This window comes from Deinococcus aquatilis DSM 23025, from assembly GCF_000378445.1.
GTDB classification, from domain to species: Bacteria; Deinococcota; Deinococci; order Deinococcales; family Deinococcaceae; genus Deinococcus; species Deinococcus aquatilis.
In genome coordinates this window covers 96,657-120,393 of the sequence record NZ_KB899696.1, presented here as the reverse complement: position 1 = coordinate 120,393, position 23,737 = coordinate 96,657, and the positions used below count along the sequence as shown (strand labels likewise).

Annotated in this window: 19 protein-coding genes; 12 read left to right on the top strand and 7 right to left on the bottom strand. The window is 61.3% G+C overall.

Annotated features, from left to right (window positions below; translation table 11 throughout):
- The first annotated feature begins 13 nt into the window (after positions 1 to 13).
- The 7 genes from F561_RS0101840 to F561_RS0101810 all read left to right on the top strand — a co-directional run bounded on the left by F561_RS0101840 (position 14) and on the right by F561_RS0101810 (position 8,970).
- Entirely contained in the window at positions 14 to 841 is an 828-nt protein-coding gene (locus tag F561_RS0101840; protein WP_019008232.1) for an undecaprenyl-diphosphate phosphatase, read from the top strand.
- Positions 842 to 939: 98 nt separating this feature from the next.
- The gene (locus F561_RS0101835) at positions 940 to 1,971 is read left to right on the top strand and encodes a heme-dependent oxidative N-demethylase subunit alpha family protein (protein WP_019008231.1); all 1,032 of its coding nucleotides are present in this window, start codon (positions 940 to 942) and stop codon (positions 1,969 to 1,971) included.
- A 17-nt stretch (positions 1,972 to 1,988) separates the two neighbouring features.
- Positions 1,989 to 2,495, top strand: coding sequence for a guanyl-specific ribonuclease (locus tag F561_RS0101830; protein ID WP_245556404.1), 507 nt, complete (start codon positions 1,989 to 1,991; stop codon positions 2,493 to 2,495).
- Positions 2,492 to 2,890 (top strand): barstar family protein, encoded by a 399-nt coding sequence (locus tag F561_RS0101825; RefSeq protein ID WP_019008229.1) that lies wholly within the window; start codon positions 2,492 to 2,494, stop codon positions 2,888 to 2,890. Before F561_RS0101830 ends, F561_RS0101825 begins: the two co-directional genes overlap by 4 nt.
- Positions 2,891 to 3,090: 200 nt before the next feature.
- The gene (tsaD, locus tag F561_RS0101820; protein ID WP_019008228.1) at positions 3,091 to 4,152 is read left to right on the top strand and encodes a tRNA (adenosine(37)-N6)-threonylcarbamoyltransferase complex transferase subunit TsaD; all 1,062 of its coding nucleotides are present in this window, start codon (positions 3,091 to 3,093) and stop codon (positions 4,150 to 4,152) included.
- A 547-nt stretch (positions 4,153 to 4,699) separates the two neighbouring features.
- A complete protein-coding gene (locus F561_RS0101815; protein ID WP_019008227.1) occupies positions 4,700 to 6,727 on the top strand; it encodes a carboxypeptidase-like regulatory domain-containing protein in 2,028 nt (675 codons plus the stop codon).
- Between the two features lie 110 nt (positions 6,728 to 6,837).
- Positions 6,838 to 8,970 (top strand): S8 family serine peptidase, encoded by a 2,133-nt coding sequence (locus F561_RS0101810; RefSeq protein WP_019008226.1) that lies wholly within the window; start codon positions 6,838 to 6,840, stop codon positions 8,968 to 8,970.
- Positions 8,971 to 8,973: 3 nt separating this feature from the next.
- Here F561_RS0101810 and F561_RS24525 read toward each other — a convergent pair whose 3' ends face one another.
- Positions 8,974 to 9,357 (bottom strand): hypothetical protein, encoded by a 384-nt coding sequence (locus tag F561_RS24525; protein ID WP_019008225.1) that lies wholly within the window; start codon positions 9,355 to 9,357, stop codon positions 8,974 to 8,976.
- A gap of 186 nt (positions 9,358 to 9,543) precedes the next feature.
- Here F561_RS24525 and secA point away from each other — a divergent pair, with 186 nt between their 5' ends.
- Positions 9,544 to 12,153, top strand: coding sequence for a preprotein translocase subunit SecA (gene secA / locus F561_RS0101800; RefSeq protein WP_019008224.1), 2,610 nt, complete (start codon positions 9,544 to 9,546; stop codon positions 12,151 to 12,153).
- Between the two features lie 974 nt (positions 12,154 to 13,127).
- On the opposite strand, the gene F561_RS0101790 is transcribed toward secA, so the two are convergent.
- On the bottom strand, positions 13,128 to 13,346 hold the full coding sequence (locus tag F561_RS0101790; RefSeq protein ID WP_019008222.1) for a hypothetical protein: 219 nt from the start codon (positions 13,344 to 13,346) through the stop codon (positions 13,128 to 13,130).
- Positions 13,347 to 13,488: 142 nt separating this feature from the next.
- Between F561_RS0101790 and F561_RS0101785 the strand changes: the two genes are divergently transcribed.
- On the top strand, positions 13,489 to 13,773 hold the full coding sequence (locus F561_RS0101785; protein ID WP_019008221.1) for a DUF1905 domain-containing protein: 285 nt from the start codon (positions 13,489 to 13,491) through the stop codon (positions 13,771 to 13,773).
- 158 nt (positions 13,774 to 13,931) lie between these two features.
- Here F561_RS0101785 and F561_RS0101780 read toward each other — a convergent pair whose 3' ends face one another.
- The 4 genes from F561_RS0101780 to F561_RS0101765 all read right to left on the bottom strand — a co-directional run bounded on the left by F561_RS0101780 (position 13,932) and on the right by F561_RS0101765 (position 18,832).
- The gene (locus F561_RS0101780) at positions 13,932 to 15,491 is read right to left on the bottom strand and encodes a hypothetical protein (RefSeq protein WP_019008220.1); all 1,560 of its coding nucleotides are present in this window, start codon (positions 15,489 to 15,491) and stop codon (positions 13,932 to 13,934) included.
- A gap of 1 nt (position 15,492) precedes the next feature.
- A complete protein-coding gene (locus F561_RS0101775; RefSeq protein WP_019008219.1) occupies positions 15,493 to 16,194 on the bottom strand; it encodes a VWA domain-containing protein in 702 nt (233 codons plus the stop codon).
- 149 nt (positions 16,195 to 16,343) lie between these two features.
- On the bottom strand, positions 16,344 to 18,431 hold the full coding sequence (locus tag F561_RS0101770; protein WP_040379502.1) for a transglycosylase domain-containing protein: 2,088 nt from the start codon (positions 18,429 to 18,431) through the stop codon (positions 16,344 to 16,346).
- 86 nt (positions 18,432 to 18,517) lie between these two features.
- On the bottom strand, positions 18,518 to 18,832 hold the full coding sequence (locus F561_RS0101765; RefSeq protein WP_026298525.1) for a hypothetical protein: 315 nt from the start codon (positions 18,830 to 18,832) through the stop codon (positions 18,518 to 18,520).
- 265 nt (positions 18,833 to 19,097) lie between these two features.
- On the opposite strand from F561_RS0101765, the gene F561_RS0101760 reads away from it, so the two are divergent.
- The 3 genes from F561_RS0101760 (at position 19,098) to F561_RS0101750 (ending at position 22,333) form a co-directional block, all read left to right on the top strand.
- Complete coding sequence (locus F561_RS0101760; RefSeq protein WP_026298524.1) at positions 19,098 to 20,300, top strand: ABC transporter ATP-binding protein; 1,203 nt, start codon at positions 19,098 to 19,100, stop codon at positions 20,298 to 20,300.
- A 226-nt stretch (positions 20,301 to 20,526) separates the two neighbouring features.
- Entirely contained in the window at positions 20,527 to 21,297 is a 771-nt protein-coding gene (locus F561_RS0101755; protein WP_019008214.1) for an ABC transporter substrate-binding protein, read from the top strand.
- Positions 21,298 to 21,538: 241 nt separating this feature from the next.
- A complete protein-coding gene (locus F561_RS0101750; RefSeq protein ID WP_026298523.1) occupies positions 21,539 to 22,333 on the top strand; it encodes an amino acid ABC transporter permease in 795 nt (264 codons plus the stop codon).
- A 177-nt stretch (positions 22,334 to 22,510) separates the two neighbouring features.
- Here the strand turns inward: F561_RS0101750 and F561_RS0101745 are convergent, their stop codons facing one another.
- Complete coding sequence (locus F561_RS0101745; RefSeq protein ID WP_026298522.1) at positions 22,511 to 23,611, bottom strand: BMP family lipoprotein; 1,101 nt, start codon at positions 23,609 to 23,611, stop codon at positions 22,511 to 22,513.
- Positions 23,612 to 23,737: the final 126 nt, after the last annotated feature.

Below are 23,737 nucleotides of genomic sequence, written 5' to 3'. Positions count from 1 at the left end.
GGCTCACCCAGACATGGATTGGTTCTACGCTCTCATTTACGGCATCGTCGAAGGCATCACCGAATTTCTTCCCATCAGTTCTACCGGCCACCTGATTCTCGCTGGAAACCTGATGGGCGTGCCGTGGCCCAAAGACGTCAAGGATACCTTCGAGGTGGTCATCCAGGGCGGCGCGATTCTGGCGGTCCTGGCCTATTACTGGCGCGATTTCGTGCAGCAGGGCCGCGATATCGGGCGCGACCAGCCCACGCAACAGCTTTGGCTGGGCATCATCGTGGCCTGCATTCCCGCCGTCATTCTGGGCCTTGCCTTTGGCGACGTGATCAAGGCCAACCTGTTCCGGCCCAGCGTGGTGGCGTGGGCCTTGATCGTGGGCGGCGTGATCATGTGGGTCATCGAGAGCCGCAAAGTGCAGCCCGTGGTCCACGACATCAAAAACATCGGTGTTGGGAAGGCGCTGATGATCGGCGTGCTGCAGACCCTCGCGCTGCTGTGGCCCGGATTTTCTCGCAGCGCCAGTTCTATTCTGGGCGGCATGGTGCTGGGGCTGGACCGTCAGACCGCCACCAAATTCAGCTTTTACCTTGGTGTCCCCACGCTGGGCGGCGCGGCCCTGCTGGATTTCATCAAGAGCCGCGACATTCTGGCCCAGATCGGCCTCGTGAACGTGGCTCTGGGGGCTGTCACCAGTTTCGTGGTGGCCTACCTTGCCATCGGTTGGCTGCTGCGCTTCGTGTCCACCAACAACTTCAAGGGATTTGCCGTCTACCGCGTCATCGTGGGCATCATCATCCTGATCCTGATCGCCACCAAAGTCCTGAGCAATACCTCGCTGGCCTGAACAGAAAGCCTCTATTCCCCCGTAGCCTGCATTGCCCTCCCCAGTCAGGGGGCGTGGCAGAGCGGCGGGGGAATTGCCTTTTCCTCTAAACTGCCCCCGTGTTCCCCAGTTCACTCACCCTGTACCGCCCGTTTCTGAGCGGCAGATACACCGTGTCGGCGGGCCTGTTCCGCCTCGGCGTGCAGCCTGTGCCGTTCGTGGGACCGCAGGCGGCGGAGGTGGTGGAGACGCATACCTTTGCGCTGGACAACACCTACCCGGCTTTTGTTGCCAGCAAAGCCGCCGCCCATGCACGGGCCTTGCACGAATACGCGGGAGAGGCGGGCCTGACGCCTGCGCTACGGGAGGCTGCCCTCTCCTTTTTGGCCCACACGCTGGCGGCCCAGAGCGGCGGGTGCATGACCTGGGACGGACAGCATTTCGGCAACGCGGCCCTGGGATGGACGGCGGCGCTGGACCTGAAACGCGGAACGCTGGACAGTCTGACTCAGGATTCCGGCCCATATTCGGCACTCGTAGCCGACATCCAGCCCATTTCTGCCTTCGATTTTTTGGCCCTGAATGCCCCCGAAGACCTCGCGCTGTTGGCCCGCCATCCAGTCACTGGTGCAGATTTTCTGGCCGCCGTGCATGTCATGTCGCCGCAGCACTGGGACCCCCGCGACAAATTGGGGCGCGATTTTGCCTTTGTACACGCGCCTGTGGCGGGCAGCGGCCCCCTGAACGCCACCGCGCCGCGCCTGATCGACGCCGTGATTTCGCGGGGGCCATTCGTGCGCTTCGCGTGGGGCGTCGCCATGAGTGACCGCCTAGACCACCACCCCGCTGCCCCGCCCGACGCAGACCGCGCCCGCGCCACCGCCTTCGACCCTGACCGGGCATTTCTGCGCGTAGAACGGCAAACGCTGACCGGATTTCCTGCCGCGCACGGAGCGCTGTTTACCATCCGACCTTACATTTATCCGCTGGCCGATGCGGTGGCCGACCCTGTCCATGCCCGCGCTCTGGCCGCCGCGCACCGCTCCATGACGCCCGATCAGGTGGAATATAAGGGGCTGACGGCGCTGCTGCCCGGTCTGCTGGCGTGGCTGGACGATCAGGGTCTGGATGGCCGGGCCGGGGCACGATGAGGGCTAGACTGCCGGACGTGAATACCCGGCCTCCAATCTCTGCCCTGTGGGGAGCGTTGCTGCTCTCAGCGGGTCTGATGGCCTGCTCGCCACAGGACGGCGGAACGCAGGCGCAAACGAATCAGGCGCAGGCGAATCAGACACAGACAAGTCAAGCGCCGCCGAGCCGCACCCAGACCCCCACCAACTCCACCCGAGTTGCCCCGCCCCGCACCGACCCAGACAGCGGCCTGCTGTATATCGCTGCCGCTGCTCTGCCGCGTGAAGGTCAGCAGACCCTGCGCCTGATCAATGTGGGCGGCCCCTTTCCCTATTCCAAAGACGGCGCGAGTTTCGGCAACCGCGAGGGCATCTTGCCGAATCAGCCCCGCAACTATTACCGGGAATACACCGTCAAAACTCCGGGTGAAGGCGACCGGGGAGCGCGGCGCATTGTCTGTGGCACGGCCCGAAACACTCAGAAAACAGCCGAGTGCTATTACACCGCCGATCATTACGCAACTTTTCAGAGGATTCGTCCATGATGAATGTATTTAACGCTGCCCCAGACGGTATCCAGACAGCGCCGCACGATATGCGGATCGTGGCTGCCGGGTATCAGGTAGCGGTGCGCGAAGTGGACCTGACCCGTGTGCGGGACAAGGAAAGCCTGATGCTGGCCTTCCTGCGTGGGCTGGCGCTCACCCAGAGCTTCGGGCACAACTGGGACGCCCTGTACGATGTGCTGACCGACCCGGAGAGCCGTCCACCCCGCTTTGCGCTGGTGCTGTGCGACTACGATCATTTTCGTAAGCGCCAGACCAAGCTGAATGCCGAGCTGGAAGCCGTGCTGCTGGATGCCCAGCGTGAGGTGGCCGCAGCGGGCCGCCAACTGTGGGTGCTGGCCGAGGAACCCGAAAGCGATCCGCGCCGCTGGTAAGTCACTGCCGGGTGATGACCGGGGAATCACCCCGAGCGAAGCGAGAAGGCAACAGTGGCTGGGGGCGGAAGTGGAGCGCTTTCGAGTGGTGTTTTCGAAGGCGCGTCACTGGAGCCGCCAGCCACTTAGGGAGCTGCAAGGAGGAGGTTCCGTAATGGCAGGCCAGTTGCCCTGGCCTCCGTCCTCTACACTTGGCCCCGATGAATGCTGTCCCGCCTCTGCCTGCTTCTGCCGATTCTGCTGCCCAGCCCCGCTACATTCTGGGCATCGACACATCCTGCGACGATACGGGTGTGGGCGTGGTGGAACTGCTGAGTAGCGGGGGCGTGCAGGTGCGGGCCAACAGAATCTGGTCGCAGCAGGTTCATGCCCAGTACGGCGGAGTCATGCCCGAACTTGCCAGCCGTGAGCATGTGGAGCGCATAGACGAGATCATGGGCGCGGCCTTGCAGGAAGCGGGCCTGACCGTGGCCGATATCGGCGCAGTCGCGGCAACATCGGGGCCGGGGTTGGTGGGCGCTTTGTTGGTGGGCCTGATGTACGGCAAAGGGGTCGCTCAGGCGCTGAACGTGCCTTTTTTTGCTGCCCACCACCTCGAAGGCCATATTTTCGCGGCGGCCTCGGAAGAGGAGTTGCAAGCTCCTTATCTGGCTCTGGTGGTCAGCGGCGGTCATACCCACCTGTTCGATGTGCCGGAGGAAGGCCAGTACGTTCTGGTGGGGGCCACCCGCGACGACGCCGCCGGGGAAGCCTTCGACAAGATTGCGCGGTTGGCGGGCCTCGGTTATCCGGGCGGCCCAGCCATCAGCGAGGCGGCCACGCGGGGCAACCCGGACGCCGTGCCCTTCAAGGAACCTTTACAGGGGCAAAAAGGCTTTGAATTCAGCTTCAGCGGCCTCAAAACCGCCGCGCTGCTGGCGCACAAAGCCGGAGCCAGGCCCGAAGATCTGGCGGCCAGTTTCGAGCGGGCCGCCGTGCGCTTTCTGGTCAAAACCACCGTGCGGGCGGCACAGGCATACGGGCGCGGCACCGTGGTCGTCTCAGGCGGGGTGGCGGCCAACCGTGCCCTTCGCGCTGCTTTTGCGGCTACCGACCTTCACGCCGTCTTTCCGGGGGCCGGACTCAATACCGATAACGGCGCGATGATTGCGCTGGCCGGAGCAGCCGCCCTCCATGCGGGCCGCCCCAGCAGCGCCCTAGACGCCGGAGCCGAAGCCTACGCACCGCTGGCCTCACTGTCAGCCCAGGCTTTCAGCCTCTGACGGAAATCTTAGACTCTCTAATCCTATCGTGTTGCTGATTTTTCCGAGCTTTATGTTACAAACGTTAACTGGAAGTTCTTTCGACGTGACATAATTCAAGGTTTCCTGCCTCAACGGAGAGGTTGAACTGATCAGTTGAGGCGTATGTGATGAGTGAAGGCTCAAGTCAAGATAAAGCCTCCTGAATCCTCACAGTTGTGTCCGTAAATACAGGCAATTTCGACACTTGCTCTCGGTAACCCTGAGATCAGGCTGCTTTTTTTCTGTGCTGCTGCGACTGCATGCTGCTGAAGTACAGGAGCCATCCTCAGTCCAGTCAGAGCAGTTCCCCACTTAACTGCTCGGGCTGTTATGAGAAAGCGGCGCGGCACATTGACCATCGGCAGATGTACGCCTAATATGCCTTTCACGAGTCATTCAAGATTCGGCAGTTGTTCCTGTTCGCCCCACACGGCACCAGATCATCCGCTGACCCTTTCCGCGCCTGCGGAACTTGGGCCATTCTTACCGTTCCCCCGCTGCTCTCATAAAGGAGTCACTTCATCTCATGGCCCTGAAACCGATCTCTATTGGCTCGGCACTCCTGCTTGGTACGCTTCTCATGGGCTGTAGCCCCACCGATCCTGTGCCTGCTGGCGATACGACGCCGCCCACCGTGAGTCTGAGTGCAGCACTGACGGCAGTGGCCTCCGGTGCAAGCACCACCCTGACGGCTACCGCTACCGATGACACCGCCGTGACCAAAGTGGAGTTCTATAACGGCGCAACAAAGCTTTCCGAAGACACCACTGCCCCCTACACGGCTGTCGTGACGGTGGCAGGTACGACCACCTACACCGCCACCGCCTATGACGCCGCAGGCAACACAGCTTCGGCCACCACCACCGTGAATGTTGCGGCAGGCACGGGTTCGGTGCAGGGTACGGTCGTAGACCAGAACATCGGCGCTCCAGTTGCAGGCAGCACCATTACGGTCATGCAGGGCGGCGTGGATCTGGGCACCTTCACCACGGGCGCAGACGGCTCCTTCGTGTTGCCCAGCCTCGCAGCGGGCAGCTACGACATCAAGGCCCGTAAAGACGGAATGGCAGGCAGCGATATCTACGGCCTGGTCGTCAATGCTGGAGCCGCCACGCCCCTGACGCTGGTGCAGCGCCCCGCGTTTGAAACGAGCGCCAACCCCACTCCCGCCAAACTGATCCTGACCCGCGAAAATGGTTCGCCGCTGGCTGGAGCCACCTTTACCAACACGGTGGATTTCCGGATCAAAACCGCGCCTGATTCCGACCACGTGCCCCCGATCCGCATCATGTATGCCCAGATCGGCCGCACTCCGGGCAGCGGCGGCATTACGGCCTCCAATACGGCCAACAACTGGAATTTTGCTCCCCCAAGCGGTCTGGTCGGGCAAGTCGATTCCGGCGCGGTCACAGTGCCCAATGCCAGCTTCCCCAACTTTGTGGCCGGACTGGGTAGCGCAGCAGGCGAAAACCTGTACCTGAATGTTCTTGTCGTGGATTACAACTACAACTACTCGCGCTACGTGGTGCCGATCAAGCTGATCAATACTGCGGCGACGGCGGGTAACACGGTAGAAGCCCCGACGCGGGCCGCTGCCACCGCTTATACCCTCAGGCAGGAAGGGTCGTGGACGACGCCCTATTCCGTTGATCCCGAAGGGAACGCCGCCCCCAACGGTTCCGGCGTATTCGTGGAAGTGCGCTGGTGCTACACCAACGTCACCGCTGCGGCCAAGCCCTTTGCCTTCGATATCGAGCGCTCCAGTGACGGCACCACCTTCACGAAGATCGGCACGGTGGGAGGCGCGAGCGTCGCGACCTGCTCGGCCACCAACCAGCAGGCCCGTCCCTACAACTACCGCGATACCAGCTCCGAGTTGGCAGCGGGCAAGACCTTTACCTACCGCGTGCTTGCGCGTGGAGCCAACAGCGTCGCCAGCAACACCACCCAGACCACACCGCTGGCCCAGTTCACGCCCACGTTCATCGCACCAGCCGACGAATCCACCGGAGTCTCTATCGACCCGACCTTCGTGATGGGCCAGAACCAGACGGCCATCGGTGCCGACGGCGCAGCCTACAACCTGCGTCTGCGCGATCTGATGACCCTCAACGGCTACAACCTGCCGGGTGCTGCGGCCAACGCCCTGATCCGGGTGGAAGAAGGCACGGGCGACACGGGCAACAAAGTTCCCACCGGACAGTCGTTGGTGTTCCTCAGCACCAGCTCGATCCTGACGCCCCCCACCTCCGCCGGATCAATCCTGACCGATACCTCTGGCAAATATCTGGCCGACAGGCCCAATCTGTTCCCAGTCGATACTGCGGCCCACACGGTCAGTATTCCCCTCAATATTCTGACCGGAGTGTCGTTGCAGACGTTGCGGCCCTACAAGTGGGAAATGTACTCCGGCTTTGCCTACAAGTACGCTCCCAGCGAGGGCAACCGGATCTCGGCCTACTCGGTCTACACGTGGCCTGACAGCACGGTGGCCCCGATCAACCAGACCCGCGGCACCAATATCAACTGGGATTTCATCACGGGCGAGAAGTAAAGCGGAAGGAAGCGCAGGTCTGTTGGTGCGCTTCCTCCTCCGCCCGGTATTTTCCTGATTTCCACCCACCTGACTTCCTGACCCTGATTTCCTGACAGAGAGGCCATACGATGCGTAAGAACCCGCACAACCTGCGACGGAACCTTCCCAAAACTCTCGGCGTGCTGGCCCTCACGGGGTTGCTGGCAGCCTGCTCCCAAACGAGTACTGTCGCGCCAGTCGCCCAGCAGCCCGCTGTGATGGGCGAGGTGGCTCAGAGCGGCAACCTGAAATATGTCAAGAACGAACTTATCATCGGGTACGCCGACGCGACCAGCCTTCAGGCTGCTGCCACCGCCCTGAAAGGCACCGTCGTGGCGACCATTCCCGAAATCAAGTCGGCCCTGATCCGCGTGGATGGCGACGCCCTGAAGGTGTCGAGGGGCGCAACCAAGCTGAGCGGTATTCGCTACGCCACCGTCAATACTGTGGTGACCCAGGATCCCGCCGTGCGGAACCTGCAACCTGCCAGCCTGACCCCACAGGCTGCCAGCGCCGACCAGATCTTTGATGAACTGCCTCAGTACGCTCTTGATCCCCGCCACCTGAATGCCAAAGTCGCCTGGGATGCAGGTCTGACCGGGAAAGGCGTGGTCGTAGCTGTACTGGACGATCCAGGCGACGTCTCCCACCCCGATCTGGCCCCCAACTGGGCAGGCAAGGCGTACAACCCCTTCCTGAACAAGGTCTATACCTCGGCCAAAGATTGGGTTACGGATTCCAGCAGCAATTTCGCCTCTCACGGCACTTTCGTTGCCTCCAGCATCGTCGCCGCACGCGATGGCAAAGGAATTGTCGGCGTTGCTCCGGAAGCCAAATGGATGCCTGTGGTCATCAACCCGGCCAAGAACACCGAGAACGAGTTCTATTCGAGCTTCTACATTGCTGCAGGCGCAGTCTGGGCCACCAACAACGGCGCACGCGTCATCAACAACTCCTGGGGCGGCGGCGTGTCTTTCGGGGCTGTCAAGGACGCCTTCGACTACGCCATGGGCAACGGCACGACCGTCGTGGCCTCCATGGGCAACTCGTACCACGATGAGTTCCAGTATCCTGCTGCCCTGCCCGGCATCATCGCCTCGGGCGCTCTGGACGGCAGCAACCGCAGGGTGACTTTCTCGACCAGCGGGCGGCACATCTCCAGCGGTGCTCCCGGCCAGGACACCATGCTGGCAAACCCCACGTGGTTGTGGGGCGATTCCGCCAAGCCCGAAACGCATGAACTGATTTCCGGCACGTCTTTCTCCTCGCCGTACACCACAGGTGTAGCCGCCCTGGTGCTGCAAAAATGCCCGGCAGCCACGCCCTATCAGGTGCGCCGCGTGCTGGAAACCACGGCCAACAACACCATCGGCAGCAACCCCACCGGCTTCGACCGTGATACGGGCTGGGGTGCACTGAACGCAGGCAAGATTGCCCAGACCCTCACCGACTGCGCCGCCCTGCCTGCCAAGGGATCGAACGTCGTGGTCAACGTGAAGTACATCAATGGGAACGGTACCCAGCCCGGTGAACTCGTTGACGTGATCCTGCGTGGTCAGGGCATGCGGGCCGGAGCCACCGACGATCCCACGCCGCTCTACCTGACGCCCACCGATGCCAACGGCGACGCCCGCTTCGCGGAAATCGCCCCCGGCACCTACGACCTGTACGTGGCCGGAGCCGACTTGGGCATCACGGGCGGCCTTTCCGAGGACCGTGGCACTTTCATCGGCACTGTAACGGCCACCAGCGGCAGCACCTACTACACCCCTGACCGCAAAGACGTTGCTCTGACGGCCAATGCCCCGGACTTCAATCCCGTAGACCCCTACGAGCCTAACGACACACCCGCTGATGCCAATACCATCGCCTACGGCCAGACCAGCCAGACGGCCTACATCTTCGGCAAGCCGCAGGACCTGGACTACTTCAAGTTCACGGGTGCGGCAGGCGACCAGGTCAAGGCTGAAATGTTGGCGGCCTCCCAGCTCGGCGGCTCGCTGGATTCCTACCTGTTCTTGCTCGGCCCTGACGGTGTGACGGTGCTGGCCGAAAACGACGACCGTGGCACGCCCCGTATCGACTCGGATTCCGAAGTGAACTTCACGCTGCCCGCTGCTGGCACGTACTACCTGGTTGCCACCAGCTACACTATTGCCAGTGGCCAGAACGACGACAGCCCCTTCAACAAGTACCAGCTCAAGTTGACCAAGACCAACTGAGCCTCAGCCTTCATTCCCGGCCCCTGCCTCTGCGCGGGGGCTTTTCTTTGTGGTAAGGGCGTGTGGACTGGCCGCCCACAGACCCACCAATAGCCCCAGAAAGGCAGCCTGGGCCACCAGCGTCCATACTCCCAGTTGGCCCACGATTCCCTGCTGGCCTGCCAGCCAGCCGTTCACGCCCACATCAACCAGCATGACCCCCACTCCAAAGGGCAAGCCCAGCCGGGGCCAACGCCACAGCAGCGCGGCAGCCACAGCGTCCCACAGCACCAGCGAAGTCCAGAAGGCATTGATGGACAGCGGCGCAAAATGGTAGGGCAGCCACCCACCGCGCAGCACGTCCAATCCGTGCCGCAGGCCAGCCACCGCAAAGCACAGGGCCGCCATACGCGCAGGCCAGAGCAGGCCCGTCAAATCTTTTGTCCCGTTGTCATGTAGCTCAATCTATCTTCGGTCCTTATTCTCCTTCAGCCTACCCTCATTCCTGAGCCTGCCCGACTCAGGTTGCTTTCGCGCACCTCACTGAAATCAGGCACTCCGGTCAGGTTGCAGGGGCGTATACTGCGAGGCGTCATGTTCCGTGTCCTGAACAAAGTATTCGATAACAACCAGCGCGATGTACAGCGCATCATCAAAACGGTGGTGCAGCCGGTCAACGCGCTGGAAGAAGAAACGATGAAAGTCGAGAATCTCGCCGAGGCCTTCATGGCCCTTCGGAAGCGTGTACAGGAGGGTGGGGAGTCCCTAGACGACGTCATGATTCCGGCCTTTGCCCTGATCCGCGAGGCAGGCCGCCGCGCCATCGGGAAGCGCCATTACGACGTGCAGCTCATCGGCGGCGCAGCGCTGCACCAGGGCCGCATTGCCGAGATGCGTACCGGAGAAGGCAAAACGCTGGTGGCAACGCTGGCGCTGGCCCTGAACGCGCTGGAAGGCAAAGGCTGCCACCTCGTGACCGTCAACGATTATCTGGCGCGGGTGGGCATGGAGGAAATGGGCCTGCTCTACCGCACGCTGGGTCTCACCGTGGGACTTGCCAACCGCGAGTTGCAACCCGCGCAGAAGCAGGCCGCCTACGGCTGCGATATCACCTACGTCACCAACTCCGAGTTGGGCTTCGACTATCTGCGCGACAACATGGCCCAGAGCCGCGACGCCCTGGCCCTGCGTGCCGATACGCCGCTGCACTTTGCCATCGTGGACGAGGTAGACAGCATCCTGATCGACGAGGCCCGCACGCCGCTGATCATTTCGGGGGCCGCCGAGAAAGCCACCGACCTGTATTACGTGTACGCCAAGCTGATTCGTCGCCTGCAAAAAGGTGAACCCGCCGAACCCGGCAAACGTGCCGAAGCCACAGGCGACTACACCATCGACGAGAAGGGCAAGCAGGTGCATATCACCGAAGCGGGTATCGGCAAGATCGAAAGATTGCTGAGTATTCCCGACCTGTACAGCCCCGAGAACATGGACAAGGCCCACATGATCACGCAGGCCATCCGCGCCAAAGAGCTGTATCACCGCGAAAAAGACTACATGGTGAACGCCGAGGGTGAAGTGCTGATCGTGGACGAATTCACGGGCCGTTCGATGCCCGGACGCCGCTACGGAGAAGGTCTGCATCAGGCCATCGAAGCCAAGGAAAACGTCAAGATCGAAAACGAAAACCAGACGTTGGCGACCATCACCTATCAGAACTTCTTCCGTCTGTACAACAAGTTCGCGGGCATGACAGGCACGGCCAAAACCGAGGAAAAGGAATTCCTCGACATCTACGGCAGCGACGTGCTGGTCATCCCCACCAACAAGGCCATCTTGCGTAAAGATGCCGAGGATTTGGTGTACCGCTCGCGGATCGGCAAATACAACGCGGTGGTGCAGGAAGTCGTGGAAATGCACGCCACGGGCCGCCCCGTCCTGATCGGCACGGCCAGCATCGTGACCAGTGAGCAGCTCAGCGATCTGCTCAAGGCTGCCAACATTCCGCATACTGTTCTGAACGCCAAATTCGAGGCCCAGGAAGCCAGCATCGTGGCTCAGGCCGGACGCAGCGGCACCGTGACCATCGCCACCAACATGGCCGGACGCGGCACCGACATCAAGCTGGGCGGCGACAGCGAATTCCTGCTCGGAGAGGCCATCGAGCAGCATTTCGGCATCAGCCGTTTCGCGCCCGAGGCCGAGAACTTCATCAAGGCCATCAGCCGCCAGGATCCTGCCGCCACCGAACTCGGCCTGCTGATTCCCGGTGTGACGCCTGACTTTATTGCCCAGGCCCAACAGCTTGAACTCGATACCATCGCCGACCATGCCCGCGTACAGGAAATTGGTGGCCTGCACATCATCGGCACCGAGCGCCATGAATCGCGCCGGATCGATAACCAGTTGCGTGGACGGGCGGGCCGTCAGGGCGACCCCGGCAGCAGCCGCTTTTATGTCAGCTTTGAAGACGACCTTATGCGCCTGTTCGCCAACGACCGCGTGGTTGCCATGATGGACCGCCTCGGCATGGATGACAGCCAGCCCATTGAGGCCAAAATGGTGACTGGAGCCATCGAAAAGGCGCAGGCCCGCGTCGAAGACCGCAACTTCAGCACGCGTAAGCAACTGCTGGAATTTGACAACGTGATGAGCGTGCAGCGCGACACCATCTACGGTCAGCGCCGCGAGGTATTGCTCGGACCAGACGAGGCCGTCGAAGAAAGCACCGAGGGCATGATCGCCGACTTCGTGGATCTGCAGTTGGCAACCTACGCCCCTGTCGATCAGAACCCCGAGACATGGGACATCGAAGGTCTACAGACAGCGGTGATCGATGCTGTGCCCCAACTGGAAGGTTTCGATTTTGCGGCCCTGAAAACGGTATCACCTGCCGAAGCACAGGAGCGCCTGCTGACCGCTGTGGCCGACGCCTTCGATGCACGCAAGGCAGAACTGAGTCCCACGATGCTCAACAGTCTCAGCCGCTATGTGCTGCTGCAAGTCGTTGATCAACACTGGAAAGAGCATCTGCACGGCATGGATGTACTCCGCCAGGGTATCGGTCTACGTGGCTACGGCCAGCGCGACCCCTTCACTGAATACAAGTTCGAAGCCACCAACATGTTCAACGAGATGATCGACAACTTGAAGAACGACGTAACCAAATTTGTGTTCAGAATGCAGTTTGGTCAGACGGGATAAGACAGAGTTCAGCACAATATTTTGAAGGCGGCCACATCAACGTGGCCGCCTTCACTTGGTTCTCAACGCTCCACTCAGGTGAGCAACTGACCTGCTATCGAAGGCAGAGTGGGACTTGAACTTATACCGAATGGCGAGACTGCGCGATAACTATCTGACTCGCAAAGCTGCGCAGCAGAGCAAGTGGTAAGAGATGTGGGAGGAGGAGCGTCCTTCTGGGCGTCCGTTCACGACAGGGGCTGGCAACATTTACTGAATATCCAGCGTTTTCCCGGATGTTCAGGACTCAAAGTAAGTCCGTATAAGAGCCTTATCTGAGATCAACCGCAGATGTGAGCATTAATATATATTTTTTGAAAACTGGCTACTCAGAGATTAAGATTGTAAGATAAATCGCTCTCTAGCACCCTGCTACCGAATGAGATCCAGGCAGACCGCGTTTAAATGAACCTTGAGTCAATGTAAAAAACCTCTAAATATTGGAGCTCAAGAGTCGTCCTGCCATTGGTTTTCGACTGTATGAGGTGTGCCAGTACATTGGTTTCTGATCCTCATTAAGTAAGCCAGGTAGTGGTAAACAGATTATTAATTTATTATGATAGAAGTACGGGGGCAATCTTGAACATTCTAATTTTCTTAACCACGTCTGCCCAAGACCGCAGAAAATATATGATTTCTTGCATTCGTGTCTCTCTGCTCAAGCGGTGGCACCCGTTGGTTGGAGCACTCATCTTGGGTGTTGCCATAGGTTTTATCCTCAACTGGCCACGAATGGATCAGGCGCTTATGGGTTTTCTGGGTCTAATGGTGTCGGCTATCCTGATTGCGGTGCAGTCCTGGCGACGCCACGCCGACGATGTGCCCGCCTCACGTCTGACGATCCATCCTCCAGAATCCGATTGAGTCGGGCGTTTTGATTCGACGGCTCATACACTGTCGGAAGTTCTTTCTGTGCGGTCAAGTGCAGGATTTGCCTATGAATTCACTACCAGCACAGTGATTATCAGCGGCACGACGATCAGAGCAGTGACACCGAAGATAAGTTGTAGGCGGCGTGCGCGGGGCAGAGATCGATGTGTCAGGCGGCTATGCAGCCAGAGACCCGCCGTCATGAGGGTCATGACCACAAAGGTCAGCAGAATCAGCGCAGCAGTGATCGCTAGGCCTCCAAAAAAGGCGATATTCATTTCCATCTCAGCAGGCTACCGAGCGGCATCTTGCCGTAGTGTGTCTCGCCGTGATGTCAACGTTTCGATCAAGTCAGACCTTCATCACGCCGCTTTTGCCTGATGCGTCAAAGAGCGACTTCTGGCATCTGCCCGTAGATACTGAAGCATGACTTTTGAATTCAGTGGCCCACTGTGGTTCTGGAAAGGACCAGCTCCGTGGTACTTCATCACGGTGCCCACCGAACAGAGCGCCGAACTCAAGGCCGCGTCTGGGTTCGTGACCTACGGCTGGGGCATGATTCCCGTTCAGGCCCGGATCGGCAGCACAACCTGGAAGACATCGTTATTTTTTAAGGACGATCATTACGTCGTGCCTATCCGCGCCAACGTCCGAAAAGCTGAGGCAATAGAAGAAGGGGCAGAAGTTACGGTACAACTGTCAGTAGGTTGATGGTCTGCGGGCTGCGTACATCCAGGCATATCCAAACTAATTTGGCCTTCACGGTATATATACATTTCGGTGCCCAGTTTTATTTCAATCCGTGTGTAGAGCATGTTCTGGAATCGGCATTTACTTCTGAAGACGTAACAGTCAGTTGGCAACAACTCCTACAAAAATCGCAACAGCCCTCGCCTCTGCTGAGGATGCTGGGCAGCCTGCAACTGCAAGGAAAAGTCCTCCAGCGCTTCTTGGAGTTGCGTCGCGTCGCGCACCAGCCCGGCGCTGAGCGTCTGCACCTGCGTCTCCCGTTCCTGCTCCCAGTGGTTCAGCACGCGTTCGTTCAGGCGGGCGTGGTCAGGGCTGGTCACGTCACGCGGGGGGGCGAGGCGGTCGCGGGCAGCTTCCAGGTAGGCCACATGGTCGGTGGCGCGGGCAGCCTCAGCATATTGGCGCGTCTGCTTGATCTGGGCCACCCGCCCCAGCAGGCGCTCGCGCTCCAGCACGGTGCGGGCACGTTCGCGGCCCTGTAGCAGCGCGGCTCCCACGGCCATCGCCACCAGCGACATCGTAAAGGTCAGCAGCGACCAGTGCTGAGGCACGGCGTTGGTGTCGGTGGTGCTGCTGAGGTCAGTGAGCTGGCCCTGCTGCGCGGCATTGGCGGCGATCTGCTGGGTTACGCGCAGAATGCCGTCCCAGTTCAGGTAGCCCTCCACCCCCAGATACAGCACACTGACGGCCAGAATTCCTGAAATATAGGCGCTGGGGCGGCCCATTCCCGGCGTACCGTTCGCGGCAGCGTGGGCGGCCATTTTCGCCCGGTAGGCCAGCTCATCGACCAGCCACAGCAGCAGCACGCTGAACATCACTCCGGCGGTCAGGGCAATCACGGTCAGGTACAGGCGACTCTCCGGGTTGAACAGCAAATTGATGCTTACGCCGCTGATCACGCCCACAAAGAATTTGCTGAAGACGGCGAACCCGTTGAATACACGCTTGCTCCCGGTCTGCTGTTCGGGCGGGCGGATCGGGTGGCCTTCGCGGGCCAACTCTGCCAATGCCTGCTGCTGATAAAAGCCCTCGGCGCTGAGGGTGTCCGGCTGTGCACCGTACTCGGCCAGCGCGTCGAAACGTTGTTGGCGGGCCTGCTCGATGGCTTCGGTGGCGCGGGTGTATTCATGTTCTACACCGCTGCTGGCCGCATTCATAAACCGCAGGTGTTCATCCTGCCGCGTCCAGGATTCGCGCACGCCCACGCCCGTTTCGGCCAGTACCCGCGTCAGTGCCCCGCGTGCCAGCGCATGATTGACGCGGTACTGCTCCACGTTCAGCGCCAAAATCCGGGCGCGTTTGGTTAGCATGCTGCGGGCGGCGGGGTCGGCGATGAGGGCCAGCTCATCCGTCAGGTCATTCAGGAATCCGCTGTAATGATCTGGCGGCAGTACGGGCATAAATTGCTCGGCAATGAGTGGATCGGGGTGGGGGAGGGCGGCCTCATAGGGATTTACAGGTGAGGGAATCAGGAGGCTGCCGGAATCTGGCTCGGCACTCTGGACGGAAGCCGCCGCGTCTGCACCTTCCGTCCCCGCAAAGCTCATGTTGACCGTTCCCAGATCCGGGCCGCTCAGCGTCACGCTTTCCAGTGGGGCCGGAGCCTGAAAGGCCGGATTGCCGTCACTCAGACCGTTTTGTTTGGTCAGGTCCTGTTTGGTCTGGTCCTGGGTCGTCACTTCAGCGCCTCGCTTTTTTGGCGGCGTCGGCAAAGGTGGGGTACACGTTGTTCAGGTCGTAGGCTCCGGCCATCAGCAGGCGCTTGTCGTTCACGCCCGTGCCCAGGGCTTTGGCAAAAGCATCCCGGACCGAATTTCCGTCTGTGCCGCGCTCCGGACTGAGGCCCGCAAAAAACAGCAGGCGCGTGCCAGATGCGTTCAGAATGCCCTTGACGGTGCTTCCCAGCGCGGCGCGTTTGGGGTCGTCCAGCGTGGCCCCGTCGGTAAACATGATCACGATGTCTCCCACGCCAGCGGTTCGGGTCGCCGCTGCTCTGGCCTGTGCCAGCGCCGCCGTAATGGCGCTGCCCTTGCCGGTGCAGGGCTGCGTCAGGGCGTTGGTATAGCGCAGAATATCGGCCTTGCCCATCCTTGCTCCGTTCTGAGACTGGAACCGGAAGTCGGCCACCGTCTGCACGCCCGCGCACACCCGCAGCAGCGTCACGGTGTCGCCAGAACGCACCTGATTCAGCAGCACGCTCTGGCTCAGCAGCCGGGCCTGCGCCGCGTACCCGAAGGCCGGATTTTTAGAACTGCCTGTCATGTCGGCGGCAATGACCACATGCAGCGGCGGCGTGCTGAGGCCCAGCAGGGTAGAGGCGCTGGCCGCAGCGGGCGCGGGCGTCAGCAGCGGCAGGAGGGAAAGCAGGGGAGAGAGGGGCATGGGGGAACTCCTTGGGAAGGATGTGGGACGTGGGATGTGGGAAAAACAGGAAAACACAGGGGCGTTGGTGGAAGGTTAAAAGCGTTTGCTTGAAGGTATTTACGTAGCTGTATGGGGTTCATGGCGCGTAGCTCAGAGCCTCGAATGCTTCAGGGCGGCGGCGGATTTCTGAGATTCAGGCCGGGCACGGGTACGGCGACGCCGCCCACGCGGGTGATTCCGGCGGGGGCTTCCAGACTCCGGACCTCATGCGGCAGGTCGCGCAGCAGGCCCAATTCGCGGCAGGCGGCCTGACCCTGGTACAGATCGGCGGGGACGCTTTGCAGGCCGTCCGGGTCGCCGATCCAGACGCTCATGGCGTACTGGGGCGTCACGCCCGCGCACCAGGTATCGCGCACGTCGTCGGTGGTGCCGGACTTGGCTCCCAGCGGTACGTTCCGCCCGGTCAGGCGCTGCACGAAGCTGGGGCGCAGGAATCCCACATGGCCCGCGGAGTCGTTCACCGCGCCCGTCAGCAGGTCGAAGGTTTCGTAAGCCACCGCCGCATTCCACAGTGGAGCGCAGGCAGCGCGGGGCAGCGGCAGCGGTTTTCCGTTCCGGCCATACACCTCGGCCAGCAGGTGCGGCGTGCAGAGTTGCCCGCCATTGGCAAAGCTCGCGTAGGCGGCGGCCACCTTCAGCGGCGACGAGCGGTAGGTTCCCAGCGCGGGGCTGGAACGGTTGGCCGTGTCCTCGGTATAGCCCACGCTGTCCAGCACGCGCCGCAGAGTGGTTTCCCGCTGTGTGCCCACGCGCACGGCCACCGTGTTCAGGCTGCGGGCGTTGGCCTCGCGAATACTGACGGAGCGCCCCAGAAAGGTGCCGGAATTGTTGCGGATGGCCTGACCTGAATAAGAGGTGGCCGCGTCGGGAAACAGGCTGAGTTGAGTCAGGCCCTCACCAAACGCGGCGGCGTATAGCAGCGGTTTGACGGTACTGGCCACCGGACGGCTGGCCGAGGCTGCCCATTGCCGCCCCGGTTGACTGCTCTGCTCGCCGCCCGTGCTGCTGGCGAGGGCCACGACGCCGCCCCCGCGTACATCCAGCACGGCTGCGCCCTCCGCGACCCCCTGGGGCCGATCGGCCAGTCTGCGGCTTAGGGCCGACTGTGCGCCCGCATCGATAGTCAGGACCACGCGGGCCACCCGGCGCGGATCGAGGCCGCTGAGGCGCAGTTCCCGGCGTACCAGTTCCTGCATGGCCCACACGGGTTCGGGTTCGTTGGTGTAGTCGGGATTGCGCGACGCACTGACCAGCCGCAGATCAGAGCCGCCGCCCGCGTATTGCGCCCGCCACAGCCGGGGTTGCAGCGGTGTGGACACGGCGTCCAGATGTTCGGCCTCCGAAATCAGGCCCCGCGAGCGCAGGATATTGAGCGTGATCAGTTGTTGCGCCCGCATCCAGCGGAAGCGCGACGTGGCGGCTTCGGGCGGCGTGCTCTCCGACACCAGATAGTTGCCCGGCGCAGGCAGCAGCCCCACCAGAAAAGCACTCTGCGCCAGCGAGAGGTCGGCGGGGTCTACGCCAAACACCGCCCGCGACGCATCGTAAATGCCTTTGCGCTGACCTATGCCCAGCCACGGCAGGCTGTTCACACTCATCGCCAAGACCTCACGCCGTCCGTAACGCCAGGTGACCAGCGGGGCCAGCACGAACTCGGTGGCCTTGCGCGTCAGCACCAGCGGCAGCGTGCGCCGCCCGGTGTCGTAATCGAAGTGGCCGGCCAGCACGCTATTTTTCAGCAACTGCTGCGTGATGGTGCTGGCCCCCGCGCCGCTGAGCAGTGCACGCGGCAGGCGGCCCAGATCCACCCCCACATGCGAAAAGAACCGCACGTCCTCTTTGGCGACGTAGGCCAGCAAAAACGCCCGTGAGACGCCGGTCAGGGGCACGCTCAGCGATTCGCGGCACGGCACGGCATTGACCACCGCGCCCCCTTCCCGGCAATGGTCGATCACGCCCAGCGGCGCTCCCCGGCGGTCTTGCACCTCAATGGGTTGCAACTCGGCCCGCAGGTTCCATGCCCGCCCAAACGCTCCCGAAGCCGCCGCGCCGCCCACGCCCAGCCCGATCACGCCCAGCGTCACTGCGCCGACTCCAGCCAGACCCGCTCTTGCCATGCGCCTCAAGGTCCACGGCTGAGGGCGGGTCACGAACGGGGTACGCGGCCAGGGCGTCCGGCGTCGCCAGAAGGTCAAGTGGGGTTCCTGTACGCAGGGCGAGGGGTCTGACTTCTGTTCACAGTGCTAATACGTCCTGAAGGTGGGCAACGTTGCGGCCCGGATCACCGCACCACATCCGATACGCCCGCCGCCGCCGACCTGAACTGCGCGGCCTGCCACACCTGATTGGCAAGGCCCGACACGCCCACGATGGAGATGAGCAGCATGCCCAGCACGGCCAGCGCCGTGACTGCTGTGGCCCAGGAAGAGCGCGGCTGGCGGGGCGCAGATGGAGTTTTTTCGGGCCGGGGTCGCCGCTGCCGCGCGGGTTTGGGAGGCGTCGGCGTGGCCCCCAGACCAGAAGAATTCAATCCAGAGGGAAATCCAGAAGAAGTCAGACCCGAAGAATAGGGCCGGGGCTTGCGGACAAAGCTCATATCCCCAGTGTAGGCGGCGCAGATGAGGGCGGAAACCGACTTTAGGCGGAGGCGGGGGTGCCTCCGTCCCACCTCCCGTCAGAGGCCGATCTAGACCAAGTCCACACCCAAAGTCCTGCCCGGCGTGGTAAACTTCACGGGTCAGCACGGCAACAACGTAAACCCCGGATTCTCGTTCAGCGTACCCCGGTTGTCCGGCCCGTTTCTGCCCACGCGCAGAGGCACCATTCACGGACAAGAGCAGGGGCGAAAGGTAGGCACACTCATGGCCGAAGTCATCCTGGAGCACATCAACAAGCGGTACGGCAGCAAGCATCACGCAGTGAAGGATTTCAACCTGCACATCGAAGACCGTGAATTCATGGTATTCGTCGGGCCTTCGGGTTGCGGTAAGTCCACGACCCTGCGCATGGTGGCTGGCCTGGAAGACATCAGCGACGGCGTGCTGAAGATCGGTGACCGCATTGTGAACGATGTGCCGCCCAAAGACCGCGACATCGCGATGGTGTTCCAAAACTACGCTCTGTACCCGCACATGAACGTCTACGAGAACATGGCCTTCGGCCTGAAGCTCCGCAAGACGCCCAAAGAAGAGATTGACCGCCGCGTCCGTGACGCCGCCAAAATTTTGCAGATCGAGCACCTGTTGGGCCGCAAGCCGAAAGAGCTTTCGGGCGGTCAGCGTCAGCGCGTGGCGATGGGCCGTGCCATCGTCCGTGAACCCAAAGTGTTCCTCATGGACGAGCCGCTGTCCAACCTCGACGCCAAGCTGCGCGTCGAAATGCGCTCGCAGATCAGCCAGCTTCACCGCCGCCTCGGGGCGACCATCATCTACGTGACGCACGATCAGGTCGAAGCCATGACGCTCGGCAACCGCATCGTCGTCATGCGCGACGGCGTGATCATGCAGGTCGATACGCCCATGAACCTCTACGATTTCCCCAAGAACAAGTTTGTCGCAGGCTTTATCGGCAGCCCCAGCATGAACCTGCTGACGGCCAAAGTGACCAACGGCGAATTCGTACTGGGCGGAAGCCGCGTGGCCGCGATGGGCTTGCTTGCCCGCTCGCTGAAAGCCTACGAAGGCAAGGACGTGGCGATGGGCATTCGCCCCGAGCATATCGGCGTGGTCGGCATGACCGATATTCCTCGCGGCAACAACGTGCTGCGCGGTAAAGTCGTGGTCGTGGAGCCTCTGGGCGCACAGACCGACTTGATCATCGATGTGGCAGGCCAGCACCTCACCTGTAAGGTCGAAGGACAGGCCATCGTTCAGCCCGGCGACGACATTGATCTCCTGATCGACCAGACCCGCCTGCACGCGTTCGACATGACCAGCGAAGACGCCATCGACCGTGGTACGCCTACCGGCAAGCGCGGTCAGGCCGACACGCTGAACCTCGGTTACGAGTACCCTGGCGTGTCCAGCAGCGCCGCTGCCGTTCCCGTCGCCCTCAATAAAGTCTGATTTCAGTTGTTCTGAAACTGCTCTGATCTGCGCCGCCTCCCCACCGGAGGGCGGCGCAGTTTTGTTGTGCTGCATCTGAGACTGTGGGTCTGATCCAGCGTTTCTGGCCCGGCGTCGGCTTCTCATCCGGCTTGCCTTTACCCGGCTTTCATCTGGCGCTAGACTGCCGCATCTCAACCACCCCGCTTTCCCACACAGGGAAGACGTGATTCATTTAAGGAGAACCATGAAGCGACCTCTACAGACCGCCCTCCTGACCCTCACCGCCCTTGCCCTGCTTGCCAGCACTGCACAGGCCCGCACCTGGGCCGATATCAAGAAGAGCGGCACTATCAAGATTGCCACTGAAGGCGCGTTTCCTCCTTTCAACGTATTGAAGGGCAAGGAACTGACCGGTTTTGAGGTCGATCTTGCCAACGAACTCGCCAAGGGTCTCGGCCTGAAAGTGCAGTGGGTCACGCAACCCTTCGATAACCTGCTGATCGGCCTGAAAAGCGATCGATACGACTTCGTCATTGCCAGCCACGGCATCACGCCTGAGCGGGCCAAAGCGGTGGATTTCGCCAGTCCTCATTACTGCACGGGCGGTGCCATCGTGACCAAGCCCGGCGGCCCCATGACCGCAGCGGCCCTCAGCGGCAAAACGGTGGCCGTACAGGTCGGCACCACCTACCTCGAAAACGTGCGGAAAGTTTCCGGCGTCAAAGACGTGAAGACCTTCCCCAAAGACACCGACGCGCAGGCTGCGTTGATGGCGGGCCGCGCCGATGTGTGGGTAGGCGACAAATTCACCGGTATCGAACTGGTGAAGGCGCAGAAAGGCAAGGTTGTGCAGGGTGCGCTGCTGTTCAATGAGCGGATCGGCATGGCTGTGCAGAAGGGCAATTCCAGCCTGCTGAAGGAACTGAACGCTGCACTGACCAAGTCCCTGAGCGACGGCACCTACGCCAAGATCAGCGGCAAATACTTCGGTCAGGATGTGCGCTGCAAAAACTGAGACCTGAAAACAGTTGACAATCCCGATGGGGGTTTGTGAGGGCGGCGCTGGGAAAGGCCGCCCTCTGGTCTGCGTCAATATTCTTGCTCCTAACTTTCGCCTGTCGAGGTCACTGAATGCAGCGGAAACCCAGAAGATGTTCAGCCAAACAGCTCCTTATCTGTAGCAGATGTGACATCATTCAACCAATGCAAAACCTGACTGGATCACGTTTCTGCCCTGACCTCCTGTGGGTGGGCGCATGACCACACCCAAAGCCACGCCGCGTCAGCAGCCTATGGGCGGCGGCACCCTCCTGCTGTGGTTCGGGGGAGCCGCCGCCGCCTTCTTGCTGCTCTTCTTACTGATTACAGTCATCTTGCGCCAGATGCCCGATCCGATTGGCCCGCGTGCCGATCTGTTTGTAGAAGGTGCACGGATGACCCTGCAACTCACCGTGGTCAGCGGCCTGATTGGGCTGATCTTGGGCGTAATCGCAGGTATTCAGAGAACCAGTGCGCTGTGGTGGGTACGTCTGCCCGCCAGCATTTTTATCTGGCTGGTGCGGGGCACGCCGCTGCTGGTGCAAATTCTGTTCGTCTACAACGCTGTGCCGCCACTTCTCAAAGGTATCGGCATCGACATCGAACTCAACGAGTTCTGGTCTGCGGTGGTGGCGCTGTCTCTGAACGTGGGGGCGTACAACGCCGAAGTGATCCGGGCGGGCATTCTTGCCATTCCCCCCGGACAGGGCGAGGCCGCCCGCAGCCTTGGTCTGAACGGGGCGCAAACTATGTCTACGGTGGTGTTGCCTCAGGCACTGCGAATCGTGGTGCCGCCGTTGGTCAATAACCTCGTGGCCCTCCTCAAAGACTCCTCTCTGGCAAGTTCTATTGCGCTACTGGAACTGACGTTGGCTGGATCACGGGTCAGCAGCGAAAGCTTTGAGCCGATTCCGGTGCTCACGACGGTGGCCGCTGTCTACCTGGCCCTGACCACAGTTATGACGCTGTTTACTGATCAGTTGGAAAAACGGGTGAAAGTGGGCAGCCGCTAGCCGACTGCATCACCTTCGCGTATCAAGGCCCGCCGAGAAATTTGCGGGCCTTGCACTTTGGTCTTTCTGCTCTCCGCCCTCTACACTTCCTCTCCATACCCCACCTCCCACACCCCAGAACAAAAGCGGCCCCCGAAGAGGCCGCCCTGTTTAAACTGAAACTTACTGCGCTGAAATTTACTTGTTGGGAACCTTGATCTTGCCGCTGACGATCTGGGCCTTGACGGCTTCGACCTTGGCGACCTGCGTGCTGCTGATCAGGCCCTTGTTGTAGGCGTCCACGGCGTAGCCCACGCCGCCTTCCTTCAGACCGAAGCGGCGCTCTCCGCCCTTGAAGCTGCCGCCCTTCACGTCCTTGATCAGGGCGTAGACGGCGTTGTCTACGCGCTTGAGCATGGAGGTCAGGCCGTGGTTCAACGTGGCGGGGTTCTTGTCGAAGTCGCCGAGGTAGTTCTGGTTGCTGTCCACGCCGATAAAGAACATGGGGCGGGTGTTGCCAGCGCAGGCGTTCTTGTAGCTGGCGCTCTTGCCCACGTTGGCAAAGTTGTTGGTCGCAAACTTTACGCCGCTGGGCAGGCTGCCTGCCTTGAGGCACTGGGTCTGCTTGATGTAGTCGATGACGCCGTTGCCGCTGCCGCCTGCTGCCGCGAAGATGATGTCAGCGCCGCGAGAACGCATGCTGGCCGCGATTTCCTTGGCCTTGCCGGGGTTGTTCCAGGCGTCGGGGGTGGTGCCGACGTACTGGGCGTAGACCTTGACCTTGGGGTTGGCGGCTTTGGCGCCCGCCGTGTAGCCCGCTTCGAACTTGTGGATCAGGGGGATGTCCATGCCGCCCACGAAGCCCAGAACGCCGGTGCTGCTGTTCATCGCGGCGAGGTAGCCCACGAGGTAGCTGCCCTCTTCTTCCTTGAACACGAGGCTGGCGACGTTCTTGGCGGCGCTCACGTCGTCGATCAGTCCGAAGTAGAGGTCGGGGTTCTCTTTGGCGACCTGAGAAATGCTGGCGTTGTTGGCAAAGCCCACGCCGATGGTCAGGTCGAAGCCTTCAGTGGCAAACGAACGGATGCCCTGAATGACCTGGCTGGGATCGCTGGGTTCAAAGTCTTTGACCTGAATGCCGAGGGCTTTGGAGGCCCGCTGGCTGCCTTCGTAGGCGCTCTGGTTAAAGCTCTTGTCGGCTTTTCCGCCTGCGTCGTAGGCCATGCCCACGCGAACGGCTCCCTGCGCGGCGGCAAGGGTGGTGCTGAGGGCAAGGGCAAGAGTCAGGCCTTTCTTGATGGAACTGGTTTTCATGGGTGATCCTCCGGGGTTTGGTTTAAACGGAATGCTTAGATAGAGTATACGCAATCTGCCCTGTGTCTAGACCCTGCCCTGGGTCACCGTGAGCCTGACGTGGATGAGCAA

Coding starts and splice junctions, on each gene's coding strand:
- F561_RS0101840 (WP_019008232.1), top strand. CDS start 14: ATGGATTGGTTCTACGCTCTCATTTACGGCATCGTCGAAGGCATCACC.
- F561_RS0101825 (WP_019008229.1), top strand. CDS start 2,492: ATGATGAATGTATTTAACGCTGCCCCAGACGGTATCCAGACAGCGCCG.
- tsaD (WP_019008228.1), top strand. CDS start 3,091: ATGAATGCTGTCCCGCCTCTGCCTGCTTCTGCCGATTCTGCTGCCCAG.
- F561_RS0101815 (WP_019008227.1), top strand. CDS start 4,700: ATGGCCCTGAAACCGATCTCTATTGGCTCGGCACTCCTGCTTGGTACG.
- F561_RS0101810 (WP_019008226.1), top strand. CDS start 6,838: ATGCGTAAGAACCCGCACAACCTGCGACGGAACCTTCCCAAAACTCTC.
- F561_RS24525 (WP_019008225.1), bottom strand. CDS start 9,357: ATGGCGGCCCTGTGCTTTGCGGTGGCTGGCCTGCGGCACGGATTGGAC.
- secA (WP_019008224.1), top strand. CDS start 9,544: ATGTTCCGTGTCCTGAACAAAGTATTCGATAACAACCAGCGCGATGTA.
- F561_RS0101790 (WP_019008222.1), bottom strand. CDS start 13,346: ATGGAAATGAATATCGCCTTTTTTGGAGGCCTAGCGATCACTGCTGCG.
- F561_RS0101785 (WP_019008221.1), top strand. CDS start 13,489: ATGACTTTTGAATTCAGTGGCCCACTGTGGTTCTGGAAAGGACCAGCT.
- F561_RS0101775 (WP_019008219.1), bottom strand. CDS start 16,194: ATGCCCCTCTCTCCCCTGCTTTCCCTCCTGCCGCTGCTGACGCCCGCG.
- F561_RS0101765 (WP_026298525.1), bottom strand. CDS start 18,832: ATGAGCTTTGTCCGCAAGCCCCGGCCCTATTCTTCGGGTCTGACTTCT.
- F561_RS0101760 (WP_026298524.1), top strand. CDS start 19,098: ATGGCCGAAGTCATCCTGGAGCACATCAACAAGCGGTACGGCAGCAAG.
- F561_RS0101755 (WP_019008214.1), top strand. CDS start 20,527: ATGAAGCGACCTCTACAGACCGCCCTCCTGACCCTCACCGCCCTTGCC.
- F561_RS0101750 (WP_026298523.1), top strand. CDS start 21,539: ATGACCACACCCAAAGCCACGCCGCGTCAGCAGCCTATGGGCGGCGGC.